This is a genomic window from Acinetobacter nosocomialis NIPH 2119 (genome assembly GCF_000368085.1).
GTDB classification, from domain to species: Bacteria; Pseudomonadota; Gammaproteobacteria; order Pseudomonadales; family Moraxellaceae; genus Acinetobacter; species Acinetobacter nosocomialis.
Window position 1 is genome coordinate 3,796,225 of sequence record NZ_KB849239.1, and the last position, 14,535, is coordinate 3,810,759.

Below are 14,535 nucleotides of genomic sequence, written 5' to 3' on the forward strand. Positions count from 1 at the left end.
TGAGTAAAAGTTATTCAATCACGCGAGGAACAAGATACAAACCATCTTGAGTTGCAGGCGCAACTGCTTGGTATTCATCTCGATGATTGCTTTCAGTTACCACATCAGCACGTAAAGGTTGAGGATTGTCAAAAGGACTCTTTAAAGGTTCTACGCCTTCCGTATCAATGCCTTTTAAGGTTTCCATCATGCCTAAAATTTTATTTAGACTTTGAGCATATTCAGCAGATTGCGTATCATTGAGCGACAATCGAGCAAGATTGGCGATTGCTGAAACTGTTTGTGCATTTAAATCTGCTGAATGCTGTGCATCCGATGTAGACATAACATCACCTAATCAGTATTAAAAATTTTCAAAATATCGTGCGTTATAATAAGCGATTGACTTGTTCAAATCATCACATTTAGTTTAAAGTTGCCACCTTGCATCCACATGAAAGTTTAACTGAGAACGAACCGTGATTCTAAAACGACTAATTGGCTTGTTTTCGCCGGATCTAGCCATTGATTTAGGTACTGCAAATACACTTATTTATGCACCAGGCCGCGGCATTATATTAAATGAACCAACAGTTGTGGCAATTCGTCACAGTGGTTCACAAAAAATTGTTGCTGCTGTAGGGCTAGATGCTAAGCAAATGTTAGGCCGTACACCTGCGAATATTTCTGCAATTCGTCCAATGAAAGACGGTGTAATTGCAGATTTTGAAGTGACTGAAACCATGTTGAATCAGTTCATTGGTAAAGTTCACGAAAAACGTTTGTTCCCACCTGCACCTCGTGTAGTTGTATGTGTACCATGTAAATCAACTTTGGTCGAGCGTCGCGCAATTCGTGAAGCCGTATTTAATGCTGGTGCCCGTGATGTACGCTTAATTGAAGAGCCAATGGCTGCTGCAATTGGTGCTGGCATGCCAGTTGAACAAGCATGTGGTTCTATGGTTGTGGATGTTGGTGGTGGTACAACTGAAATTGCAATTATTTCATTGCAAGGTTGTGTCTATGCCGATTCTTTACGTATTGGTGGCGATGTATTTGATGAGCAAATCATTAATTATGTTCGTAAAGCTCACGGTTGCGTAATTGGTGAAACCACAGCTGAAATTATTAAGAAAGAAGTAGGTATGGCTGTTTCTGATGGTACGACATTAGAAATTGAAGTACGTGGCCGCAACCTTGCAGAAGGTGTACCTCGTGCGATTACTGTAACTTCTGATGAAATTACTCAAGCGATTTCTGACCCATTACAAAGCATTGTAAGTGCGGTGAAATCTGCTCTTGAACAAACTCCTCCTGAACTTTCTTCTGATATTGCTGAGCGCGGTATTGTGTTGACAGGTGGTGGTGCGTTACTTCGTAACCTCGACAAATTGTTAGCGCAAGAAACTGGTTTACCAGTTGTTGTTGCTGAAGATCCTCTTACTTGCGTGACCCGTGGTGGTGGTAAGGTATTGGAATTCTTCGACAACCCGAACCATGACATGCTTTTCGTCGGTTAAGTTTAAGGATTAGGCGGTGCAACCGAATATTTTTTCAAGACAGCCGCCATCTTTCCGCTCGTTCATTATTGCGGTCATTACATGCTTGGTTGTGCTGTTCTTTGATTGGCGCATGCCTTATGTAATTCAGCCAGCAAGGGATGTCTTGTACGCTGCATATAATCCAATTTATGCGCTTGCAAGCTATCCGGTACTGTCGAGAGAATGGCTGAATCAACAAACTAAATCTGAAACACAACTGCGCCGTGAAAACACTGCAATGCAGGCTGAGTTGTTACAGGCTCAGGTTCGTTTGCAGAAACTATCTGAATTATCTGCTGAAAATACCCGATTACGCGGTTTACTTGATACGCCATTAATTATTGATGGTCGTATGGAAATTGCCGAAGTGATTGGAACAGATGCCGATCCGCTACGTCACATTATCATTATTAACCGCGGTTCAATGGATCACCTTAAGGTGGGTCAAACGGTTCTAGATGATAAAGGGATTATGGGGCAAATCATCAATGTATATCCTCATAGTTCACGTGTGATGCTACTTTCAGACAAAGAGCATTCACTCTCTGTTCGTTTAGAGCGTACAGGTATGCGTGCGATTGTTTCGGGAACTGGTGATTTAGGTCGTTTGAAAATGGAATATGTTCCGACTAGTGCAAATATTCAAGTCGGCGATAAAGTATTGAGTTCTGGCTTAGGTGAGCATTTCCCGGCAGGTTATGCAGTGGGTACGGTGGCTAAAATCCGTCGTCATAATTCAGGTGAGTTTGCTGAAATTGATATTACTCCAGCTGCTCAGCTTGCAACAGGACATCACGTGGTTGTGCTTTTCTCTGACTCATTAGCGAAGGAGCAACCTTATGCCGATCGCTAAACTGAAACGTGAGAAGCGTAAAGATCCACTATGGGGAATTATTCTCTCCGTTATCGTGGGTTCTGTGCTCATGGTTTACCCACTTTCCTACGATATTTCTGGCTGGCGTCCATTGTTCATGCTTATGATCATGTTGTTTTGGGTCGTTTGCCAACCAACATGGTGTGGGGTGTGGTTTGCATTTGGCATGGGAATTTTTACAGACCTTTTGCTTGATGCACCTTTGGGCTTAAATGCCTTAAGTTTTGTTATTGTTACCTTTGTTACCCGCTTTTTAATACGTGAACGTCGGATTTTAACTTTCGTTAATTTATGGACGATTGCCATTTTAGTGATTATTGCTCACTTGGCATTTATGTGGGTAACCCAAACGATGGGGGGCATTCATTTTTCGATTGCTCGTCATTGGCAACCATTAATAACAAGCATCTTAACTTGGCCTGTTGTTTATTATTGTTTAGCAAAATGGCGCATTTAGTTTTAGCTTCCAGTTCTCCGCGTCGTAGAGAATTGTTGCAACAGTTGGGCTTAAATTTTGAAATTTATAGCCCTGATATTGATGAATCTATTCATGATGGCGAGCTGGTTCATCAATATGTTGAACGTTTAGCAAGAGAAAAAGCGCAAGCTGTATTAAATATTTTTCCAGATGCCGTGGTTATTGCTGCCGATACAAGTCTTGGGCTTGATGGTCAGATTATTGGTAAACCTGACTCAAAACAGCATGCCTTTGAAATCTGGAAACAATTATCTGGCCGTTGGCATGATGTGTTTTCCGGAATTTGTATTGCGACACAACAGCAAATCTTGAGTCAAGTGGTGCAAACTCAAGTTGAGTTTGCACCAATGACTGCGCAAGATATGGAAGATTATTGGGCCACAGGTGAACCTGTAGGGAAGGCCGGTGCATATGCAATTCAAGGAATTGCTTCGCAATATATTCCCAAAATTCAAGGAAGTTATAGTAATGTGGTAGGGCTTCCTTTGTACGAATTTTCACAGTTATTCAAAAGAGTGAAGACATAAGGGGTTGTTGATAATTCTTGATTGAATTGCATTGTCGATGAATAGTGGACAAAGCGACATTAACAGTCCCTCTGACTCTTTAATAAAAATTTTATAATGCTTTGAGTTTATGTATGTCAGAAGAACTACTTATTAATGTCACACCTATGGAGTGTCGGGTGGCATTAATCGAAAATGGAACTGTTAATGAGCTGTATGTTGAACGTACAGTGAAGCGAGGACTTGTCGGCAATATCTACAAAGGTAAAGTTGTCCGCGTGCTTCCGGGCATGCAAGCGGCTTTTGTTGATATCGGATTATCTAGAACAGCCTTTTTGCATATTAATGATATGGTTTGGCCTCGTTCACAGCCAACTCCCAATGTTTTTGAATTACTTCATCCAGGGCAAATTCTGACCGTTCAGGTGATGAAAGACATGCTCGGTACTAAAGGTGCTCGTCTAAGTACAGATCTTTCTATTCCTTCTCGCTATTTAGTTCTTATGCCATATGGTAATCATATTGGTGTTTCACAGCGTATTGAGTCAGAAGAAGAGCGCGAACGCTTACGTAATATCATCGAAGGTATTCAGGCAGAGCATAATCTACCCGGTAGTGTAATTGTCCGTACTGCTGCTGAAGGCGTAGATGATGCTGAGATTGCACAAGATATGTGTTACCTCAGCAAGCTATGGGAATATATCCAGCGTAAACAAGTGGATGTTGCAGTTCCTTCTTTAATTTTTGAAGAACTACCACTACCACAACGAATTATTCGTGATTTGGCAAGCGAAGAAACAGCAAAGATTTATGTCGATTCGAGAGAAATTCACGGCAAATTGCGTGAGTTTGTAGATGAATTTGTGCCGAATATGCAAAGTCGCCTGATTCATTATCCGGGTGAACGTCCATTATTCGATCTCTATAACGTCGAAGAAGATATTCAAAAAGCTCTACAAACACGCGTTGCTCTAAAGTCTGGTGGTTATCTAATGATTGACCAGACTGAAGCCATGACTACCATTGATGTCAATACAGGGTCATATGTCGGTGGTCGTAGTCTCGAAGATACAGTCTTTAAGACCAATATGGAAGCGACTCAGGTGATCGCACGTCAGCTCAGACTAAGAAATCTGGGCGGTATTATCATTATTGATTTTATTGACATGCAAGAAGCCATTCATCGTGAAGAGGTGATGCGTCAATTTGAAAAAATGCTTGAACGTGATCACGCCAAAACAAAAATCACACAGGTGTCTGAACTTGGCTTAGTCGAAATGACACGTAAAAGAACACGTGAATCATTAGAACACTTGTTATGTGAGTCGTGTCCAACGTGTCAGGGACGTGGTTTTGTCAAAACGGCAGAGACAGTGTGTTACGAAATATTTCGAGAGATATTACGATATACACGTGCATTTGAGTCTACGAGTGGCTTTACTGTCGTTGCTCATCCTTCTGTAATTGACCGATTATTAACGGCAGAAGCCCCTGCAGTGGCTGATTTAGAGCACTTTATCAACAGAGTTATTAAATTTCAGGTCGAAAATTTATATACGCAAGAGCAATACGATATCATTTTAAGTTAAAGTTGTAACAAGATATCGCTTAATCCTTGTTACAACTGAAATTTTACTTTCATTCATGAATTTTAAATACTACTTGCATACAGTAGCCGTAGACGTTCTCCCTGTTTAAAACGTCTTAGCAAACAATAAGAGGTATAACCCATGAATGTAAGTGAAAACCTAATTAGCAACGGTCTTAAACATGTTTTAGAAAGCACGCCAGTAAATAGCTGCTATATGTTGAATGACCAAGGTAAAGAAGTACCGATTACAACTGCGATGATCCGTTCAGTATGTCATCAGTTGCTTAACCAGTGCCGCGCAATTAAAAAATAAGGGGCCATTTCAAAGCCCCTTAATTTTTCTTAACTTGCTGAATGATGTTTCAGCTGTTTTTCCTCAATAATTTCTTCAAACCGTTGAATTTCATCTTCAAGATGGGTTAAAAGGTTTTGCATCTTAGGTAAAGCGTTTCGACATGCTGTTAAACCTACTTCAAGCTTATCCAGATAGCTTGTCATCGTAATATTAAGCGCTTGCCCATCCATGACTATAGAAGCAGGGTAGAGCGCATCTAATTTCGCACCATTCCAATAAAGTGGCTCACGTGGGCCAGGTACATTAGAAATGACTAAATTGAATGCCTGACGCTTAGGGAGCATTCCAGACATGATGTTTAGACCTGCTGGGCCATAAACTACAGCGCTATAGTTTAAAATCTCATTTGCAGTCATTCGGCTAAAGCGTTGCTTTGAATTTTGCATACTACGACGAATAATTTCGAGTCGTTCTAGAGGCTGGTCTTTATGGGTCCCCAAATTCGCTAGAATCATCGTAATGCGATTACTTACGTCAGAGTCATCTGTACGCAGTGAAGCGGGTACCATTGCAATAAGAGGCTTTTTAGGCAAGCTATTATGGCTAATCAGGTATTCACGTAATGCCCCAGAACATACAGCAAGTACGACGTCATTAATGGTCACACCAAGCGCTTTAGAAATCTTTCTAAAGCGACTTAATTCAAAAGATTGGGCTGCAAAGCGACGTGAAGCACTTACGCGTTGATTCAAAATTGAAACTGGCGCCTGAAAAGTCGATACATAATCAGGATTTTTCCCCATTTCTTTAAAGATGGTTTGTGATAACTCATGCATGACCTTCGGAGTAACTTCAAGCTGTGACTTGATGCCTCCTAAAATACTTTTGATTTTACTAGTACTTGGTTTTGGTACTTTTAAGCGTTTTGTTCTTTTACTTTCTACACACCAAAGTGGAACCACATGTTTTTCTTGTGGTGTTTTTGATAGAGACTTCTCAATTAAGCGCATACCCGCAACGCCATCTACCATGGCATGATGTATCTTAAAGTACATCGCGAAACGATTACCTTCGATCCCTTCAATAATGTCACAGGTCCACAGAGGTTTTGCACGGTCAATTAAAGAGCTGTGCTGCTGCGAAATATACACGAGTAATTCACGAATTCGGCCAGGATGAGGCAAGGCAATATGGCGGAAATGATGATCGATATCGAATTCTTCATCTTCATCCCAAAATAAGCCATTTAAACGGTTATTAAAGGGAGGGACAGGAATACTTTTTGATTGGCGAATTTCTTCTACTAAATCACGAACAAAAGTTTCAGGGGCATTTTCAGGAATTTCAAATAAAAACAATCCGCCAACATGCATCGGTTGTTGTCTTTTTTCTAACGATAGAAAAATAAAATCAATAGGGTGTAATGGACGCATAACTCGTTGTGCCTCATGCTTTTTTCTAAGAAGCCCTTAACTGAGCTCTTATTAGAATTATAGAACCGTAAAATTTAGTATATAGAGTTTATTACAGATTAAATATGACTTTGTGTACGAGATATAACTGTAAAAAAAACCACTGATTCATCAGTGGTTTTTTTTATACCAGACTATTTTTTTAAGTTGCCTGCATGTAAGCCACATTCTTTTTGTGTTGCTTCTTCCCACCACCAACGGCCTTCACGTTCATGCTGGTTTGGAAGTACTGGACGTGTACATGGCTCACAGCCAATAGAAACAAAACCACGCTCGTGTAGAGGGTTGTATGGAATTTCCATCATGCGGATGTAACTCCACACATCGGCACTAGACCAGTTCGCAAGCGGGTTATATTTAATGAGTTGCTTACCCGGACCAGAGAAACCAGCATCTGCTTGTACCACCGGAATTTCAGTACGTGTACCCGGACTTTGATCTTTACGCTGGCCTGTAATCCAACCATCTAAAGTCGCAAGTTTCTTACGTAAAGGCTGAACTTTTCGAATACCACAGCACTCTTGGTGTCCATCTTTAAAGAAGCTAAATAAGCCTTTTTCATTCACCATGCTTTGCACAGCTTCAGGTTCAGGGAAGCAAATCTCGATATTAATATTGTAGTGTTTACGAACAGTTTCAATAAATTGATAAGTTTCAGGATGCAGCCGCCCAGTATCAAGACTAAAAACACGGAAGGGTTTACCTAAACGTGAAGCCATATCAATTAAGACTACATCTTCTGCTCCAGAGAACGAAATTGCGATTTCACCTTGTTGGCTTAATGCAAGCTCTAAAATCTCACGTGGGCTTTTAGCTGCATATTCAGCCGCGAGAGCTTCAACGATATCAATAGTCGGAATAACGGTCATGGGTGTTCCTGGCAAAAGGCTTGGGCGCATTGTGTTATGAAAAATATTCTAAAGGATAGTAAATAAATTGCTTAGCACTTTAATTTCGATCCTTATGAATAAAATTGATTTGATCAATAACAACGCAAATCTGAAAATCTTAATGGTATGATACAGCAATTTTTAACCAACGTTGGAAGCATTCATGGAAATCGTATGCCTAGATCTTGAAGGAGTTTTAGTTCCTGAAATCTGGATCAATTTCGCAAAAAAAACAGGGATTAAAGAATTAGAAGCAACAACTCGTGATATTCCGGATTATGATGTTTTAATGACTCAGCGTCTGAATATTTTAAAACAACATGGTCTAGGCCTAAATGATATTCAAGAAGTTATTGCCGAGATGGGGCCATTACCAGGTGCCAAAGAGTTTGTTGAATGGGTGAGCAATCATTTCCAACTGGTCATTTTGTCCGATACTTTCTATGAGTTTGCTCATCCTCTAATGAAGCAATTGGGCTGGCCAACAATTTTCTGTCACAAATTAGAAACTGATGAAAATGGGATGATTACAGCTTATAAACTTCGTCAACCAGACCAAAAACGCGAGTCAGTTAAAGCGCTTCACGGTTTAAATTTCCGTGTAATCGCGGCAGGAGATTCATATAACGACACAACCATGCTTGGTGAAGCTGATCATGGCTTCTTATTTGATGCACCTGCCAATGTCATTGCGGAATTCCCACAGTTCCCAGCAATTAATGGATATGATGCCCTAAAAGAAGCAATTCGTTCAGTTTCGCAGCGTAATATTCCTGCTTAAGAATGGACAATAAAAAAGGCGCTTAAAGCGCCTTTTTTATATGAATGAGTTTGAAACTTAGAATTTATAGCCAAGTTTTAAACCATAGGCGATCGCATTGTTATCAGAGAATTCTGCAACATATTGATCGCTACCCGCTTGTGCACCAGTTTGTGCTTTAGCATCACCCAACCAGAAGTATTTCACACCACCAGCAATAAATGTTTGTGGAGTAGGGCTATATTGAACGCCTACACCTACGTTCCAGTAACCTTCTGTTGGGCCTAATGTAGTCACCGGGTTACCTGCGCCAGAATCCCAACCGACAGAGACATTACCTGCCCATTTATCATTAAGCTTACGACCCACACCAGCATTCACTGTCCATTGATCGTCTGAATATTCAACTAGGTTAAAGCCATTTGGACGACTTGGATCTGCTAATGGTCCAACTACTTTTGAAAGTTGACCGAATTTATATGGTTGAATTGAGAAGTCTTTCCAGTTCACCCAGCGTACATTGGCAAACGCAACCGTATTAGCCATGATACCAGTCTGGAAATCAAAGTTTACTGATTGAGGAGTCGTGATTGTTGTATCTGCTGAACTATTAGCAATTGCCGCTGCCGCCGCATCTTGTCCTAAAAGTGATAAAGCTGAAAGTGTAGGGATTTTTTCGCGAATATTTACGTCATGATCAATTTCAGAACGATATGTTAAGGAAGCTTTAAGCGCAATTTCAGGTATTTGATAAGCAACACCAGCTAACCAACCTGCGCCACCTGTTTCTTTAATATCAGCATCGTAACCATTATAAATACTATACGCTTGTCCGCGGAGACTTACATTTCCTTTTACTGTTTGATATACACCACCCGCGTAGATATTCCAGTTTTGATTTGGTTGGAAACCAAACACAAAAGATAAGTTTTGAGTATCAACTTTAACTTTTGTATTACCAGTTCCAAGTAGACCATTAATTTGTTTTATTCCTGCATCTACTTGTGTTGCAACACCTTGTTTAACAGCGGCATCAATAACTGCTTTTTTTGTTGGATCATTATTGTAGGCATTTAGAGTTGCTATATATTGTTGCTGACCTACTTGTGATGTTAAGTCTACTCCTTGAGCTTTAAGAAGTGCGCCTACACGCTGGTCTGCAGTCAAATTATTAAAAGTTGTATTAATAGTGTTTGTGCGGATACTATCTAGGGCTGCTGGAGCTAAAATAGTATTAGATGGGTCAGAAACAAATACGTTTTGACCACTATATTCAGCGTCAGCTCCAAAAGGTTGATCGTAAAGTAAGCCAAAAGAGAACTTATCAGAAAGTTGTAGTTTTAGTGCGGCATTAGGAAAGTAGTAGTCATTTCCCATATCACTAATATTACGGCGTGTTGCACTTACCCCAGCTTCTTTACCCTCTACTGTTGGATCTAAAACAGAAATACCTGCTTCGAAGTAGTTATTTGGTTGTAAGAATGCGGACATTGACTGTCCAGAGCGATCCAAAGCTGCTGCAAAAACCCCAGTTGCAGGCAGCGTTGCTAAAATCATTGCAGTGCTCAGATGTTTTAATTTCATTTTAATCTTTCCTTGAACTTCAAGACATTTTTTTAAAAGTAACAGAGTTAAACCGTTTAAACTGTGTTGCCTTCAAAGCTTTTAATTACAAGTTTCAAAGCTTTGATAACTCCATGTAACAAAAATAGCATAATTACACTAAGAGTAAATCTGTTATATGAACTGGGGAGTACTCATTTTTTATACAAAAAATGTCAATAATGAATGAAATATGGAGAAATATTTACATTATTAAATTATTTTAAATATTTGATATTTATATTTTTTATCTATTATTGATAAGCTTTATATTTATGACATTTTTGTCATAAATCCAAAAAAAATGGCCAAAGATTTTTTTGTAAAAATATGAATTGATTGGTTATGAATTGAGTATTAGTTATCATTTTTACTGGATAAGTCTAGTTTCTCTACATGTGTATATTATTGATTAAGTTTTATATTCTTAATTATTGGGTGGAAATTGAGCAAATTTTTTTACCAATTGATCAATTTTTGGGAGGGTTTAAAGACTAGTTAAGATCTTTTATATTCCAAAGAATAACCAAAAAATGAGAAATAGGTCTGGCTAGTCTGCTTTTAGAGCTAAAACATACCATTAAAGGGGATATAACTTCTCATCAAATTCTTCAAGTTTGGGAAACTTTAAAGGTTCGAGCTGGTCGAGATGAGTAAGGTACGTTATATAGTCTTCAAGAATGGTTTCTCGTGCCTCTTGGCTAATATAAGGTACATGGTAGGCAATGAATGGTGGAAGAACCTCAAAACCAGTATAAGCCAAGGTGCCGCGTTGAATAGGTGATAGATAATGTTCAATTGGTCCGTGAATGGAGCTCTCACCAAACATATGTGTTCTACCGCCCAGTGTTAAACAGAGCATCGCTTTTTTACCCGCCATACCACCGTGGTTATAAAAACGCTTTCCGCCATAAAAAAAGTCCTGAAACGAATACGCGATCAATCCATCCTTTTAAAATTGCCGGGACAGAAGTCCAGTAAAGAGGGAAGTTTAAAATGATCAAATCTGCTCGTTTTACTTTTTCAATTTCCCCTTGGATATCAGGTGCTAAAAGGTTTTGCTTGGCGGCATTACGTTGTTCTAATGCGTAATTGAAATAGTCGGGTTGATTGAGTTCTAAAAAATCCTCTTTGGAAGCTACAGGGTTGAATTGCATTGCATATAAGTCAGAAACTTCTACACGATGACCCAACTTTTTAAAAGTTTGCTGGGCTGTGGTTTTTAATGATGTTGTAAAAGATAGTGGCTCTGGATGAGCATGAACGATCAGAATATTCATAAGGTGACCTGTATTCTTTTCAGAAATTGTGTTGTCTAGTGCAATTTAGCGGGTTTCGTTTTGAACAACTATGCATCAATTTAAAAGCATGGCATAGTTCATGAACTGACAGTTTTTACCATTTGACGCCATATTTATGATTTCTAGTGGACCAAACCTGAACCCAGAATTACCCGGAACTTATATTAATTTATTAGTCGATATGGTTAAGCGCTTGAATATCTCTGCTGAGCAGTTTTTAGATGGAAGTGGCATAACATTAGAACAATTAAACAAACCGTATTGGTATGTTGAATTTAATTCCTTAAATAACTTACTTGAGCATGCGATTCAACTCACTTATGAGCCAGCATTGGCGGGTTATTTGGCTTTGGAAATGAAAGCGTCTTGTTATGGTTCAGTGGGTATGGCGGCCATGGTCAGTACAAATTTGGGAGAGGCCTTAAAAATACTTGAGCAATTTATAGGGGCCCGTTGTGATGCCTTTAAACCTGAGTTAAAACAAGAACAAGATTATATTTACTGGTCTATACACCAACCTTTGAAAGCTTTTCAGTTGAGTCCAGATGCGACTATTTTTTTGTTATTAGGTTTCGTTCAAATCGCGAAGCATCTCACAGGATTATCTTCTTTAGGTACAGTTAAGTTAAATATGTCTGAACCTGTCGGGTTTTCAAAACTAAAAAACGAATTGTGTGTAGATTGTTTATTTAATGAAAAACAGAATGTCTGGATTTTTCCAAAAGAATATTTATTGCAGCCTATCCTAACGGCCGACCCGATGCTTGCACCTTTACTGAAAGCACAGTGTAAAAAAGATCTCGATAAATTGAAGTTACGCAGCGGATGGAAAGCAGAAGTTAGCCAAGTCATAAAAAAATTATTGATCAATAATCAGCGAGAAATATTAAAAGTTAAGCAAGTCGCTCAAATGATGAATATGTCAGAACGTAGCTTACAGCAGTACTTGGCAACCGATAATACAAGTTTCTCAGCATTAGTTGATTTAACTCGAAAGCAATATGCACATCATCTTTTAGAAAATAGTTCTACATCAATTGAAACTGTGGCTTTAAGTTTAGGTTATGCAGATACATCCCATTTCACTCGCGCTTTTAAACGCTGGATGGGAGTGACACCTAACTATTATCGAACTCAGTTAAAACTAAAAAATTTAGATATAAGTGAATAATCAAGAAGACCACAAAATTGAAAGTGATCTTCTAATATGCCTTAAATTGATGATTATGGTTTCGATGAAAGTGAGTGAATCACTTCAAAATAGCTAGGTGGGACTGGAACATGACCCCGTTCTCTTAATACTTGGTGCATACGCGGTAATTTAAAATATGGTACAGAAGCCATTAAATGGTGTTCCATATGGTAGTTTACGTGGATTGGTGCAACAAAACTTCTCGCAATCCATCCAGCTCGTGTTGTTCGAGTATTGGTTAAAGCAGTATTGCTGGTTTGCATACCAGCGTGTTCTGCCATAGAGCGAATACGTAAAAAAAGTGGGAATGGGGTTAAGTAAGCTAGAGGCCATAACCAATAAAAACGTTGTTGACCAAATGCTTTTAAAACGCCATAAAGTGCTAAATTCGTTGCAATAGCACCTGAACTGTTTTTTGCAATACTCTTTGCATAGTCAACGAAATTTTTATGACTGCGGTCTAACCAAATTTGATCATTGGCAACAGTCCATTTCATAACATCCAGATCCATTAAAACTCGACCTAAGCTAAACTTTAAGCCAGTCATACCTGTTAAGTCGCGTAAGAATTTACGAGTCAGAGACTTTTTACTGATAGGAAAACCGGCAACTAAAGAAAGATCTGGGTCATCTGGGGTAGATGTTTTTGCATGGTGACGAACATGATGTACACGATATTTTTGAAGATCATTCCAGATGGGGCGGGCGCATAGCCATTCACCTACGAAATCATTTATTTTTTTATTTTTGAATAAACTTTTGTGAGATGCGTCGTGCATTAAAATTGCGAGACATAACTGACGACCCGCCAAGATGGCTAAGGCAAGCATACATGCTAATAATTTACCCCAACTTGGCAAGTAGTCCCACATCATTATTAAACTAGCGAATGTTCCACCAATAACAGCCCATGTGCTGGCAACCGCCCAAGCTCCATATGCATCTGAAGGTTCTGTAAGCTCTTGTATTTCTTCTCTGCTAAATAGGTCCGTAACACTTACCTGCGTATTCATTGTTATTCTCCCAAATTAGAGTTCGGTATCTATATTTTTATATTACAAATATAGTCATAAAAAATTAAAAAATGAAATATTTGTTTGTAAAAAAATAAATCAGATGATTATAGATTTAGTTCTTGTTCATATATTTTTTTCCAAAGTTTTTGGCCGATCGCGTCTAACTGCTGTACATCTTGAGCAAATTGATTACGCGCAGACTCATTTACAAATGGTGCTGGTAATAGGGGATCATTCATGAGTAAAGCAATCGTTTCCCTACCTAAAAGAAGGGCTTTAACTGCAGCATCATTTAAGGAGAGGTGAGTATAGTTTTCAAGCCAGTGCGTGATATCTCGACTATACATTTCATAATTTTTTTCGAGTTGTTTGGTATCCCACAAAGAAAAAATTTGCTTAAGCGTTGAGGGGGCGAAATGCTGAATAATACAAATTTTTGCTTCTTTCTCTAGCCCAGCTAAAACGAGCTCCTCACAGGTTTTTTCAAAACTATAAGCTAAATTGTCTGGGCGGATGTAAATACCAGTTTCTAATTCTTTAAAACCAAATTGACGCAGTACACGTTCACGCTTTTTAAGAGCAGTTCGGTCTATACGGCCCAGTGTGCCTGTAAATACAGCAAGATAATGTTGCTGCCATTCTTTAGTTTGTTTAATACCATTTTTACGATTGAGTATTACTTTTGCCCAATCTTTCGTAGAAGGTGAAAGTTGATAAATTCCGCGTTCTACGCTTTCAATCATGCCTTCATTTAATAGACGGGTTGTCGCAACTCGAATACCGTTTTCACTTAAGTTAAACAGTTTGGCAGCCACCAAAATTTGTTTAATCGTAAGTTGAGGGTAAGCAGAGGAAAGAAAGAGATCGATAATCAGATGACGTGCGTTGATTTTAGTATTTTTCATTCTGTTTAAATTTTAAATATAAATGACATATGCTTGAAATAATATCATGTTTGTTTGATGTTTTAAGATGGTTTCTTGGCTTGCTTAAGTTTAAGAGCTTTTATTTATAACTAGAAGACGATTTGTTTTTGAT

Annotated in this window: 14 protein-coding genes and 1 pseudogene; 8 read left to right on the forward strand and 7 right to left on the reverse strand. The window is 38.8% G+C overall.

The features are described 5' to 3' along the window. Positions 1–10 precede the first annotated feature (10 nt). On the reverse strand, positions 11–325 hold the full coding sequence (gene gatC / locus F984_RS21690; RefSeq protein WP_000107699.1) for an Asp-tRNA(Asn)/Glu-tRNA(Gln) amidotransferase subunit GatC: 315 nt from the start codon (positions 323–325) through the stop codon (positions 11–13). 133 nt (positions 326–458) lie between these two features. On the opposite strand from gatC, the gene F984_RS21695 reads away from it, so the two are divergent. The 6 genes from F984_RS21695 to F984_RS21720 all read left to right on the forward strand — a co-directional run bounded on the left by F984_RS21695 (position 459) and on the right by F984_RS21720 (position 5,282). Beyond that, on the forward strand, positions 459–1,499 hold the full coding sequence (locus F984_RS21695; protein ID WP_000601379.1) for a rod shape-determining protein: 1,041 nt from the start codon (positions 459–461) through the stop codon (positions 1,497–1,499). Positions 1,500–1,515: 16 nt separating this feature from the next. Next, positions 1,516–2,373 (forward strand): rod shape-determining protein MreC, encoded by an 858-nt coding sequence (gene mreC, locus F984_RS21700; protein WP_002051136.1) that lies wholly within the window; start codon positions 1,516–1,518, stop codon positions 2,371–2,373. Then, entirely contained in the window at positions 2,360–2,851 is a 492-nt protein-coding gene (mreD, locus tag F984_RS21705; protein WP_002051447.1) for a rod shape-determining protein MreD, read from the forward strand. The genes mreC and mreD overlap by 14 nt, the downstream gene beginning before the upstream one ends. After that, positions 2,839–3,399 (forward strand): Maf-like protein, encoded by a 561-nt coding sequence (locus tag F984_RS21710; RefSeq protein ID WP_004712129.1) that lies wholly within the window; start codon positions 2,839–2,841, stop codon positions 3,397–3,399. Before mreD ends, F984_RS21710 begins: the two co-directional genes overlap by 13 nt. Before the next feature lie 113 nt (positions 3,400–3,512). Then, on the forward strand, positions 3,513–4,967 hold the full coding sequence (gene rng / locus F984_RS21715; protein WP_004712131.1) for a ribonuclease G: 1,455 nt from the start codon (positions 3,513–3,515) through the stop codon (positions 4,965–4,967). Between the two features lie 141 nt (positions 4,968–5,108). After that, complete coding sequence (locus F984_RS21720) at positions 5,109–5,282, forward strand: PA1571 family protein (RefSeq protein ID WP_001103036.1); 174 nt, start codon at positions 5,109–5,111, stop codon at positions 5,280–5,282. 29 nt (positions 5,283–5,311) lie between these two features. On the opposite strand, the gene F984_RS21725 is transcribed toward F984_RS21720, so the two are convergent. Beyond that, complete coding sequence (locus F984_RS21725; protein ID WP_004712133.1) at positions 5,312–6,697, reverse strand: WS/DGAT/MGAT family O-acyltransferase; 1,386 nt, start codon at positions 6,695–6,697, stop codon at positions 5,312–5,314. Positions 6,698–6,870: 173 nt separating this feature from the next. Beyond that, positions 6,871–7,605 carry a phosphoadenylyl-sulfate reductase gene (locus F984_RS21730; protein ID WP_004712135.1) on the reverse strand — a complete coding sequence of 245 codons (735 nt, stop codon included), beginning with the start codon at positions 7,603–7,605 and terminating at the stop codon, positions 6,871–6,873. Between the two features lie 184 nt (positions 7,606–7,789). Here F984_RS21730 and thrH point away from each other — a divergent pair, with 184 nt between their 5' ends. Beyond that, complete coding sequence (gene thrH / locus F984_RS21735) at positions 7,790–8,407, forward strand: bifunctional phosphoserine phosphatase/homoserine phosphotransferase ThrH (protein WP_002051289.1); 618 nt, start codon at positions 7,790–7,792, stop codon at positions 8,405–8,407. Between the two features lie 57 nt (positions 8,408–8,464). Here thrH and F984_RS21740 read toward each other — a convergent pair whose 3' ends face one another. Then, entirely contained in the window at positions 8,465–9,970 is a 1,506-nt protein-coding gene (locus tag F984_RS21740) for an outer membrane protein transport protein (protein ID WP_004712137.1), read from the reverse strand. A 598-nt stretch (positions 9,971–10,568) separates the two neighbouring features. Beyond that, positions 10,569–11,268: pseudogene (locus F984_RS0104145) on the reverse strand (NAD(P)H-dependent oxidoreductase). A gap of 157 nt (positions 11,269–11,425) precedes the next feature. On the opposite strand from F984_RS0104145, the gene F984_RS21745 reads away from it, so the two are divergent. Next, positions 11,426–12,460 carry an AraC family transcriptional regulator gene (locus tag F984_RS21745; protein WP_025469384.1) on the forward strand — a complete coding sequence of 345 codons (1,035 nt, stop codon included), beginning with the start codon at positions 11,426–11,428 and terminating at the stop codon, positions 12,458–12,460. A gap of 53 nt (positions 12,461–12,513) precedes the next feature. Here the strand turns inward: F984_RS21745 and F984_RS21750 are convergent, their stop codons facing one another. Both F984_RS21750 and F984_RS21755 read right to left on the reverse strand, forming a co-directional pair. Next, positions 12,514–13,494: a fatty acid desaturase family protein gene (locus F984_RS21750; RefSeq protein ID WP_004712143.1), complete on the reverse strand. Its 981-nt coding sequence runs from the start codon at positions 13,492–13,494 to the stop codon at positions 12,514–12,516. A 107-nt stretch (positions 13,495–13,601) separates the two neighbouring features. Then, a complete protein-coding gene (locus F984_RS21755; protein WP_004712145.1) occupies positions 13,602–14,402 on the reverse strand; it encodes a PaaX family transcriptional regulator C-terminal domain-containing protein in 801 nt (266 codons plus the stop codon). Positions 14,403–14,535 lie beyond the last annotated feature (133 nt).